The sequence below is a fragment of the Planktothrix mougeotii LEGE 06226 genome (genome assembly GCF_015207485.1).
Classification (GTDB): Bacteria; Cyanobacteriota; Cyanobacteriia; order Cyanobacteriales; family Microcoleaceae; genus Planktothrix.
The window spans coordinates 19,965-30,849 of the sequence record NZ_JADEWU010000070.1 but is presented as its reverse complement, the minus strand read 5'-3'; the positions used below and the strand labels follow the sequence as shown (position 1 = coordinate 30,849).

Sequence of the window (10,885 nt, the reverse complement as noted above, 5' to 3'; positions counted from 1 at the left end):
TCCCCCGTCCCTATCTAACACCCAATACCACCATCTGACCTATGGATAGTCATGCTTATCTTATTTTTGCAATTAAGTTAATGCGTTATGCAATCGCAGCTTCTGCGGTTCAAGAAATTTTTTTCCTTCCCGAATTAACTCCACTTCCCTCGGCTCCGGCTGATTTAGTCGGTTTAATTAATCTACGCGGGGAGTTAATTCCTATTATTGATCTCACGATTCGATTAGGGTATCCTCCATCCAATTATGCTATATCGGATAGCGTTGTACTGTTAAAATTTAATAATATTAAAATTGGAATTATTGTGAATCAAGTTTATGAAGTTCAGATGATTACGACTGATGCGATTAAAACCGAACTGGCTTATAATCTGCAACATAACTTTAATTCTACTCATAATTCTTATTATCTTCAAGGAATTGCTCAAGTAGATGAGTATTTAGTTATGGTCTTGAATCCCGAAACCCTGATTCAATATATGAGCCAATTCTTAAGAGATATTAATTTAGAACAAGGAGGAGTTAATTTTGAAGAAAATCAACAGCAACAACTCGCAGAATTTTCAACTAAAAACCATTTCAAAACTCAACAAAATTTTGTTTTTTGCCCCGATGCGACTTCAGAAGAACGGGCTATTTTTCAAGAACGAGCTAAAAATTTAAGACGTTCCCTAGATAACCAAGATTTTACGGGGTTAGTTCCTTTAGCGGTCATTGGTTTAAATGGAGAATACTTTGGTGTGAATTTAGAAATTATTCGAGAGTTTACAGATATTCATCATGTTACACCCATTCCTTGTACACCGCTTCATATCGTGGGAAATATGAATTTACGAGGAGAAATTTTAACCTTAGTTGATATTCGAGGATTGGTTAATTTACCGTTAGAAACATCTCAGATTTTATCGAAAGCAATGATTGTTAAAATTAATGATATTGTTGCTGGAATTGTGGTAGAAGGGATTTTTGATGTGATGTACTTAAAAGAGTCCGAAATAAAAACGATTCCTACTGCTGTCCATTTAAAACAAGATGAATATTTACAAGGAACAGCATTTTATCGGGATAAAATGATGAGTATCCTGAATATTCCTAAAATCATGATTCAAGGAGAATTAGTTGTGGAGCAAGAAGTTTAAAGGGATGTCGGTTGTCGGTTTTCTATTTTCTGCTAACGGTCAAGCTTACAGTCAACAGTCAACTATTAACGATTAACAATTAACAATCCAATGCTAACTAACTTAAAACTTCGAGAACGGTTATTATTAGGCTATACCATCCCTGTTGCTTTGTTTATTGGATTAACAGTGGTCGTATACAGTAGTATCAATCAAGTTTCCAATATTTTTAAAGAAGTAGAACGAGTTCAAAATGTCATATTAGAAGTGAACTTGATGGAGCGAGGTGCTCAGGGCATGATTCGCAATCTCCGGGGATATTTAGCGTTGAAAAACTCAGAGTTCCTGAATGAATATGAAACCTCACTAAATACCTATCGTAAAGCATCGGAAGATATTGAACCTTTAATTGTTAATGATCAGCAAAAAGAACGTTTAAATCGTCTAAATACTTTAATTAATCAATATGATCAAATTGCTCGGCAAACATTTGATTATGTTAATCAAGGTAAACTTGAATTAGCCTTTAATGAAGCTCGAGATGGTACTCAATATGTGCAAGAATTTGATACAGAAAGCTTGAGTTTTTCTGAGTTTGAACGTTCAATGTTAGCTCAACAAACTGATAATACTGAAGAATCTTTACAAGGGTTATTATATGCTCTGGGATTGGGTTCAATGGTTATTCTAATTGCAGCGATTGTAATTGCTTTATCCATTGCAGTTAATATTAGTGGAACGATTCATCGTGCGACTCAGGTGATTGCGACTTCTTCGACTGAAATTGCAGCAACCATTGAAGAACAAGAACGAACGGCGAACCAGCAGGCGGCTTCTGTTCATGAAACAACAACTACAATGGATGAATTAAGTGCTTCTTCTCAATCAACCGCCGAACAAGCCGAGTCTGCAACATTCGGAGCTAGACAAGCGTTAGGCTTAACAGAAGGAGGGAAAAAAGCCGTTAGTACCACCTTAGAGGGGATGGGAAATCTTCAACAAAAAGTTGAAGCCATTGCTCAACAAATTATTCGATTAAGTGAACAAACCAATCAAATTGGCAATATTTCAGAATTAGTAAGTGATTTGGCAAATCAAACCAATATGTTAGCGTTAAATGCGGCAGTGGAAGCGGTTCGAGCCGGAGAACATGGGAAAGGATTTGCCGTTGTAGCGACAGAAATTCGTAAATTAGCGGATGAAAGTCGAAAATCGGCTTTAAAAATCAATACCTTGGTTGCTGATATTTTAATGGCGATTAATTCAACGGTAATGGCAACGGAAGAAGGAACAAAAACAGTATTATCCAGTGTAGAATTAGCCAGAGAAACAGCAGATACTTTTGCTGGGGTGGCTGAAGCGGTGAATAATGTTGTTTTAAATAATCAACAAATTTCTCTCAATGTCAAGCAACAAGCAATTGCTATTGGACAGGTTTTAGAAGCGATGAATACCTTAAGCCAAGGAGTTGGGGAAACAGCGAATGGGTTAGGTCAAGCTAAAATTGGAATGCAAAAATTAAATGAAGTTGCTTTAGATCTTAACTCCATTGTTTCATAACAGTTCCAAGACATGAACTTTTTTAATTAGGATTGAGGAGAGGAGAAACCTAAATGTACCCTATATCATCAGACTTATGTTAAATTTTAATCGTTTAAGGTATTGGATTATTGGTGGATACTTAATTCCAATTGTACTGTTTGTATTGGTAACGGGAATTGTATCTTTTAATGTTGAAAAAGTCCGTAAAACGGCTCTGGAAGTCGAAAGATATAATGATGCCATGCAAGTCATTAATAATTTAGCTTCAGCAACAAAAGACATAACAATTGCTGCACGAGGATATATTTTAAATAAAAATTCTCAATCCAATCAATTATACCAAAATGCTCAATCTCGTTATGAAATAGCTTTAAAAGATTTAAAACCTTTAATTCCCGATGGCGAAGCCCTGAAAGATGTAGAGACTTTAAATCAATTGATGGCTGAATTAGAAGAATACTATACCTTATTATTTCAATTAATTAATGATAATCAAGTTGACCAAGCCTTAGAAATTTGGAAGCAAGGAAAAGGCACTACACTATCCACCAGTATTCTGGAGATCACTCAAAACATTATTGCCTTAGAAACCCAACAAGCCGAAGAACAACATCAACGACAAAATCAAGCTTTAGATAATCTTCTCAATACAGTTTGGAGCGCAACTGCAATCGCTTTATTCTTGTCAATTTTCCTAGGAATTGGACTCATTACCTTAATCTTAAAACGGATTAATCAAGAGGCGTTCCAAATTCTACAAGCGTCCCAGGAATTAGTTACTATTATGGAATCTCAAGAACGAGTTACGGCACAGCAAGCAACTTCCGTGAATCAAACCACAGCCAGTATGGATGAATTGGGTGCATCTTCTCGTCAATCTGCCGAACAAGCCGGAACAGCTTCTGCTGGAGCTAATCAAGTTTTACTCTTAGCAGGGGGAGGTTCTCAAAGACTCTGGGTAGAAACTGAGATTAATCAGAGTTTAAAATTTAAAATGGAACAAGTGCAACAACAAATTATGCGCTTAAGTGAACATTTAGGGCAAATTTATAGTATTACTAATGTGGTGACGGATTTGGCAAATCAAACTAATATGTTAGCGTTAAATGCTTCGGTAGAAGCCGTTAGAGCCGGAGAAAATGGTAAAGGATTTGGTGTAGTTGCCACGGAAATTCGGAAACTAGCCGATCAAAGTCGCAAATCGGCTGAAAGAATTAGTTCGATTGTTACTGATATTCAAACCGCCGCCAATCTGACAGTAAGAGTCACAGAAGACGGATCTAAATCCGTACAAGATATTGTCCGAGCGATTAATGATGTGGCAGTTAATTTACAACAAATTTCTCTCAATACCAAACAACAATCCATTGCGGTTGAACAAGTAGTTGATGCGATGAATAACTTAAATTTTGTCGCCAAAGAAATGGCAACCAGTATCAACCAAACAAAACAAGGGATTGAAAAATTAAATGAAACTGCAAAAAACCTGCAAACCCTCGTTTAATCGTCCACAATTGAATTAGAGTCAAAGGATTAACCACCCATGATGATTGAAGATGATGAACTGCGAGAAGTTTTTAAAACCGCCAGTGCAGAACATTTGCAAAACTTGAATGACGGATTGTTGTATCTGGAGAAAAATCCCCATGACCAGATAAAACTTGAAGAATTATTACGAGAAGCCCATAGCCTGAAAGGGGATGCAGGAATGTTAGGGGTAAAGGATGTTGCCACTTTAGCCCATCAAATTGAACATTTATTAGGAGGATTAAAACGTCAAGAAACGATCCTTTCTGCTGAATTGGTTGATCGAATTTCCCATGGAATTGATGCGATGGGTCAATTGGTTCATGCAGCCGTGACCGGAGAACCTTCGGGAATTAATACCTTTCATAGTCTTGCCTATTTGATGGGTGCTAAACCCGCTACTCCGGCTGCTGCTGTAAAACCTGAACCGGACGCTCCTGCTCCTGTAGTGGTGGAAACTTCAGAAGAAGATAAAATTGCTCCCGTTACGATTCTCCAGCCTCCTACCCCCAGTCCAGAGCCTGTTTCCTCGACTCTCTCCGAGCCTAAAGTTCCCGTCACGACAACCCCGGAAGCCGCGTATAAAATTGAAACTATTCGAGTTCCGACCAGTAATTTAGATGGGTTAATGACTCAAACCGGAGAATTAACCGTAACAAAAATTCGCATTGCCCATCGATTAAGTGAAATTGAAGAAATTACCAGCTTATGGGAAGAATGGAGTCGAGATGCGTTTGTAAATCGCTTTATTGTTCATGACTTAGAAAATCGTCTTAATCATCAAAATTCCGGTAATGGAACAATGGGGCAACTGCAAAATTATTATCATCGCAGTGCGGAACGTTTAGAACAGTTGGGACGATTAATTAATCAACTCAGAAATACTTTTTCCGAAGATATTGCCCGTTTAGAAATGATTAGTGACGAACTTGAAGATGGAGTTCGGACGCTGCGATTATTACCGTTATCGACGATTTTTAATTTATTTCCCCGGATGGTACGGGATTTAGCAAGACAACAAGGTAAACAAATTGAATTAGTGATTTCGGGTGGAGATACCCGTGCGGATAAACGAATTTTAGAAGAAATGAAAGATCCGCTCATGCACATTTTAAGAAATGCCATTGATCATGGAATTGAAACCCCAGAAGAACGAGAAAAAAATGGTAAGTTTCCCGTAGCAAAAATTGAGTTAAAAGGGTATCAAACGGCAACCCATGTTGTGCTAGAAGTCAGGGATGATGGTCGAGGTTTAGATATCGAACAAATTAAACAAACTGCTTTAAAACGGGGAATTTGTCAAGCAGAAGAATTATTAGGTATGACTCCCCAACAAATTAATAGTTTAATTTTTACTCCGGGTTTTACCACCCGCACCGTTGTTACCCAAGTCTCAGGACGGGGGGTTGGTATGGATGTGGTACGAACCAATGTAGAACGATTAAAAGGAATTATTCAAGTTGATTCTTCTCCGGGAAAAGGTTGTTTATTTCGGATTCAATTAGGCACAACCTTAGCCACGGCTCATGTTTTAATTGTGTCTGTTCAGGGCATTTCTTATGCCATTCCTGTAGAATTTGTTCAAATGACTCGGCTGGTCATGTCCCATGAAATTTTTGCAATTGAAGGGCGAGAAACGATTGTTTTTGAAGATCAACCGATTTCTGTAGCCAAACTCGCAGATTTATTAGAAATTCGTTTAATTCAATCTGAAGTTGATGCGGAAAAAACACCGTCTACTGAGACAAAATCTCGCAGTTCTGCTTCCTCATCCTTTCTTCAAAGTTTCGCTAAAACGTCTATTTCTTCGGGTAATCTTGAACAAAGCTTTTCCCCTCGAAACCTCAATAAGACTGAAACTTCTGACCCGGTTGATATTCCTTTACCTTGCATTATTTTGAAAGTGGGGGAAGAGAAATTAGGATTATTTGTCGATGCTTTAATTGATGAGCAGGATGTTGTGCTAAAACCCCAAAGTCAATTATTAAAGCGGGTCAGAAATGTCGCAGGTGCAACGATTTTAGGAACGGGGGAAGTGTGTATTATTTTAAGTCCCCAAGACTTAATTAAATCTATTCGCAAACAAGCTGGTGTCATTCCGTCTGCAACTCGGCGAGCACCTTTAAATATTCAGGAGTCTTCCTCCCATAAACCTGTAATTTTATTAGTAGAAGATTCCATTGCGACTCGTACTCAAGAGAAACGAATTTTAGAATCTGCGGGTTATGAAGTGGTAACAGCCGTTGATGGGTTAGATGGGTTTAATAAACTCTCGACTCGTGCTTTTGATGCGGTGGTTTCTGATATCCAAATGCCTAATCTTGATGGGTTAAGTTTAGCTGCCAAAATTCGACAAAATCAAGACTATAGTGAATTGCCGATTATTCTTGTTACTTCCCTGGCGTCGGATGAAGATAAACGCAAAGGAGCAGAAGCAGGAGCAAATGCGTATATTACGAAAGCGTCCTTTAATCAAGAAGTCTTGATAGAGACTTTAAAAAGACTGGTATGATCAAAGTCAGTGTTGACTGTTGACCCTTGACCGTTGACTGTTAACCGTCAACTGACAACTGACAACCACTTGACAAATGCCAATTCGAGTTCTCCTAGTTGAAGATTCGACCGTTGCTTTAATTATTCTGAAACGAATTTTATCGATTTCTCCAGACCTTTGTATTGTGGGAACGGCTCAAACCGGAAAGGAAGCATTAACATTAGTTCCCACTTTACAACCGGACGTGATTTGTACAGATTTTCATATGCCCCAAATGAACGGACTGGAATTTATCCAGGAAGTTATGGTACTCTATCCTCGTCCGATTTTAGTAATCAGTGCTTCCGTTCAAACCGATGATACTCATAATGTTTTTCAACTGTTAAATGCTGGGGCTGTTGATGTGTTTCCCAAGCCAAAAACAGGTTTAGCTTCTGATTATGAGTTAATTGGACAGGAATTAATTCAAAAAATTAAAGTGCTTTCTGGGGTGAAAGTTTTTACTAAACATCGTAAATCTCAACAGACCTTAAATCCCTTACCCTTGAATAACCGCCTCTCTATTCCTCCTACTCCTTCCCCTTTACCCGTTACAAAACCAAAAGTTTCTTCTCCTTCCCCGATCTCAAATCGGACTGATAATCCACAGGTTCCTTTTGTCTCTTCTAAAATGATTAAAATGCTGGCTATTGGTGCCTCGACGGGTGGCCCCCAAGCCTTACATACTATTTTGACCCAACTTCCCAGTAATTTTCCTGTTCCGGTGGTTTGTGTTCAGCATATTAGTGAGGGATTTTTGCAAGGATTGGTGACTTGGCTGGATGGGGAATGTCGTTTATCGATTAAAATTGCGACACCAGGGGAACTACCCCATGCAGGATGTGTTTATTTTGCCCCAGAAGGGCATCATTTAGAATTTAGTCGCAATGGTCGCTTTGCTTACTCCACTGCACCCCCTCTGGCCGGCCATCGCCCTTCGGTGACAACCACGTTAGAATCTGTTGCCCAATTTTATGGCAGCAATAGTGCGGGGATTTTATTAACGGGAATGGGACGAGATGGCGCCGATGGTATGAAAGCGATTGCTGAGGTGGGAGGTTTAACCATTGCCCAAAATCAGGACAGTTGTGTTGTCTTTGGAATGCCCGCAGAAGCCATCACGTTAGGGGCAGCCCAATATATTCTATCTGTTAATGAGATTGCACCATTCCTGTTAAATCGAGTCAAGGGATTGAGTTAATTGTTGACCGTGCTATCTACTTAATTTCTTACTATATTTTTGAATTAAGGACTATTAATATGAACTTGAAGAAGAATTTTAAACAAGAGGGTAATCAGCCAAATCCTATTTTTAAAAGTTTTAAAATATTGGGTTTAATTGGAACCTCTTTTTTAATTAATTTCCCGGCTTTAGCGCAAATTAATTTAGCGACGTTGATGGATATTATTGGGAATAATAATGAAGTCTTTATTGAAGAGCAAGTAGCTCAAGTTCCAGAACAAGCATCATTAGGACAAAATATCAGAACAGAACAAGCTCGTGCTCAAATTGATTTTAATACAGGGGCGACGGGACGGATGGCGGAAAATTCTAAAATTATTGTGGGTCAATGTGTGGAAGTCCAAGAAGGCGTTTTAATTGCTTCTGGCCCTGCTAATGGTTGTCTTTTAGAGTTTGCAACGGGAGTCCAAGGCACGATTTATATGTTAAATGTAGACAGAAATAATAATACGAATAGTAATACAGGAACGATTCGGGTTTTGGAAGGTGAAATTCAATTATCGTCACGAAATAATCCGAATGATCCTAATCCCATCACGATTCAAGAAGGACAAAAAGTTTCCAATTTAACGCAGGGTTTAGCTTTATCTCAAGTTTCGGTTCAACGCATCAGTAAACAAGAATATGAAGACATCATTACAGGGCCCTTATTCCAAGGGTATAAAACTCCCCTTCCCAATGAAGATAAGCTGAATGAGGTTTGTAAACGACTCTACGGAAATTGTCGTCCCGTAGGCGGAAATGGCCCAGTTCGGGGGTTATGGTAAAGGGTGCGTAAGCTGTGTACACGGATTTTACCTTCAACAATTAACCGTCAATATCCGATTTAATACCGCTTCATCGCCCTTTCCATGGTTCGTTTATCATCCCGTTGGCGAATATCTTCCCGTTTATCGTGGAGTTTCTTACCGCGACCAACGGCGATGTCAATTTTAACTCGTCCGCCTTTGAGATACATTTTCAAGGGAACTAATGTTAATCCCTTTTGTTCGACTTGTCCTAAAAGTTTATTAATTTCTTCTTTATGCAGCAACAGTTTGCGGGTGCGACGAGGATCATGATTAAAATAACTACCCGCTTTCTCAAAGGAGGATATATGGGCATTCAACAGCCATGCTTCACCTCCCCGAATTAAGGCATAGGCATCTTGCAGGTTAACTTTACCCGCCCGAATCGATTTGACTTCCGTTCCCTGAAGGGCGATTCCCGCCTGATACGTCTCTAAAATTTCGTACAGATAGCGGGCTTTGCGGTTGTCGCTAACAATTTTATATCCTTCACTGTTTTTGCTCATATTCTCAATTTAGCAGATTTCCCCACAATTAGTAATCCTGAGAAAAATATTAATTTTGTTAGTGTTGGGTCGTTCACACCATTGATTTTAAGTGATCAGCGACGATTTTTAAGTTCGCCATTCCAATTTTAACTTGGGAAATTCCGGCGGTTGTTTCTTGGACAGCACGATTAAGTTGATTCATCCCTGTAACTACTTGTTCAATCGCCCGTTCCTGATCTTTAGCACAATTTAAACTTTGTTGATTATCTGAAACAACATGGCGCATCATTTCATTCATACCCATAAATGTTTGAGAAATTTTATGAGTCATTTGTACCCCTTGTTCTACAGCTTCCTTGCCTACATGGGTGACTTTAACTGTAGCATCTACGGCGGTTTCAATATCATTAACTAAGATATCAATACTACTTGCAGATTTTTGACTTTGATTGGCGAGATCTCTAATTTCAGAGGCGACAATACTAAATCCTTGATTCTGAGTATCTGAGCGCACCCACTCAATCCGAGCATTTAAGGCTAAAACATTAGTTTGATTCGCAATGTGACTGACTAAGGTAGAAATTTGGCTAATTTGTTCCGCATGATATTGTAAATTGAGCATTTTTTCAGAAATCTGGTTGACTTTCTGATTTAAGATCTCCATTCTGGTTTTAATATCAGCAATTAACTGATGATTCCGTTCAATTAAATTTAAGGATTCCTGGGCATAAAAAACGGTATGTTCAGATTTTTGATAGGATTCTTGATAGGCATTATTTAAAGATTCCATCAAGCTTTTCGTTTGCTGAACGACGCTAGATTGTTGTAGAGAAAGTCGTTCCTGTTCGTCCACAACGGCTGCAATTTCTGTGGAAGAGACAACAATATTATTAATAATGGTTTCAAAGGTTGAAATAATGCCCCGTCTAATCACGAGAAATCCCAAGGGAGAACCGACTAAGATTGCTAGAAATAAAAGGGGTAAAAATATTTGTAAAGTTTGTTGATAAATTAAAGCGGATTTTTGACGTTCTTCGGCTGCAATTTCTAATTGAATATTACTTAATTTTTCTAATTTTTCAGTCAGGGGATCAATTACTTGATATAAAGGATTTATAGATTTATTAACTTGAGATTTCTTTCTTTCTTTTAATACTTGTTTTACCTTTTGGATTTGATAATCTGCATCAATAAATAATTTTTCTATTTCATTAACTAACTGTTTTTCTTTTTCCTCTAATTTAGTATTTTTATAAGCTTTCCATTGTTTTTTGATATCAATTTCAGCTTGATTCACAGATCTTAAAGCGTCCTCCATCGATAAAATATTAGCATTGACTTTATTAACGGAATCAACAATATCAACTGCATAAGAATCTGAAACAATTTTTAATTGTTGTAATGGCACAACCCGATCATCATAAATCGTTGAAACTTGATGATCTATTTGTTGAAAAGAATACAAAGAATAGGAACCCATGATCACTAATGTTACTAAGGGAATACCACAGCCAATATAGAGTTTTTGACCTAATTTCATCGCTTTGTCTCCTTTATTAAGATAGCAACTGTCAAAACAGCAAGGAGATTAATGATCATAGCAATTTTATATTTTGAAGTATCCTACTTTACTCTGATCTCCTATC

8 protein-coding genes are annotated in these 10,885 nt (G+C 38.0%); 6 read left to right on the top strand and 2 right to left on the bottom strand.

What is annotated here, in order from left to right; all coding sequences use genetic code 11:
• The first annotated feature begins 41 nt into the window (after positions 1-41).
• From IQ236_RS21885 to IQ236_RS21860, 6 genes are all read left to right on the top strand, one after another.
• Positions 42-1,139, top strand: coding sequence for a chemotaxis protein CheW (locus IQ236_RS21885; protein ID WP_193871241.1), 1,098 nt, complete (start codon positions 42-44; stop codon positions 1,137-1,139).
• Positions 1,140-1,229: 90 nt separating this feature from the next.
• Positions 1,230-2,678 (top strand): methyl-accepting chemotaxis protein, encoded by a 1,449-nt coding sequence (locus IQ236_RS21880; RefSeq protein WP_193871240.1) that lies wholly within the window; start codon positions 1,230-1,232, stop codon positions 2,676-2,678.
• Between the two features lie 76 nt (positions 2,679-2,754).
• On the top strand, positions 2,755-4,164 hold the full coding sequence (locus tag IQ236_RS21875; RefSeq protein WP_193871239.1) for a methyl-accepting chemotaxis protein: 1,410 nt from the start codon (positions 2,755-2,757) through the stop codon (positions 4,162-4,164).
• 42 nt (positions 4,165-4,206) lie between these two features.
• On the top strand, positions 4,207-6,699 hold the full coding sequence (locus tag IQ236_RS21870; protein ID WP_193871242.1) for a hybrid sensor histidine kinase/response regulator: 2,493 nt from the start codon (positions 4,207-4,209) through the stop codon (positions 6,697-6,699).
• Positions 6,700-6,775: 76 nt separating this feature from the next.
• Positions 6,776-7,921, top strand: coding sequence for a chemotaxis-specific protein-glutamate methyltransferase CheB (gene cheB / locus IQ236_RS21865; RefSeq protein ID WP_193871238.1), 1,146 nt, complete (start codon positions 6,776-6,778; stop codon positions 7,919-7,921).
• A 59-nt stretch (positions 7,922-7,980) separates the two neighbouring features.
• On the top strand, positions 7,981-8,730 hold the full coding sequence (locus tag IQ236_RS21860) for a hypothetical protein (RefSeq protein WP_193871237.1): 750 nt from the start codon (positions 7,981-7,983) through the stop codon (positions 8,728-8,730).
• 59 nt (positions 8,731-8,789) lie between these two features.
• On the opposite strand, the gene smpB is transcribed toward IQ236_RS21860, so the two are convergent.
• Positions 8,790-9,257, bottom strand: a complete 468-nt coding sequence (gene smpB / locus IQ236_RS21855; protein ID WP_193871236.1) for an SsrA-binding protein SmpB — start codon at positions 9,255-9,257, stop codon at positions 8,790-8,792.
• 73 nt (positions 9,258-9,330) lie between these two features.
• Entirely contained in the window at positions 9,331-10,779 is a 1,449-nt protein-coding gene (locus tag IQ236_RS21850) for a HAMP domain-containing methyl-accepting chemotaxis protein (RefSeq protein WP_193871235.1), read from the bottom strand.
• Positions 10,780-10,885: the final 106 nt, after the last annotated feature.

Bases quoted from the DNA above. Each gene is read 5' to 3' on its own strand.
- IQ236_RS21885 (WP_193871241.1), top strand. From the start codon at position 42: ATGGATAGTCATGCTTATCTTATTTTTGCAATTAAGTTAATGCGTTAT.
- IQ236_RS21880 (WP_193871240.1), top strand. From the start codon at position 1,230: ATGCTAACTAACTTAAAACTTCGAGAACGGTTATTATTAGGCTATACC.
- IQ236_RS21875 (WP_193871239.1), top strand. From the start codon at position 2,755: ATGTTAAATTTTAATCGTTTAAGGTATTGGATTATTGGTGGATACTTA.
- IQ236_RS21870 (WP_193871242.1), top strand. From the start codon at position 4,207: ATGATTGAAGATGATGAACTGCGAGAAGTTTTTAAAACCGCCAGTGCA.
- cheB (WP_193871238.1), top strand. From the start codon at position 6,776: ATGCCAATTCGAGTTCTCCTAGTTGAAGATTCGACCGTTGCTTTAATT.
- IQ236_RS21860 (WP_193871237.1), top strand. From the start codon at position 7,981: ATGAACTTGAAGAAGAATTTTAAACAAGAGGGTAATCAGCCAAATCCT.
- smpB (WP_193871236.1), bottom strand. From the start codon at position 9,257: ATGAGCAAAAACAGTGAAGGATATAAAATTGTTAGCGACAACCGCAAA.
- IQ236_RS21850 (WP_193871235.1), bottom strand. From the start codon at position 10,779: ATGAAATTAGGTCAAAAACTCTATATTGGCTGTGGTATTCCCTTAGTA.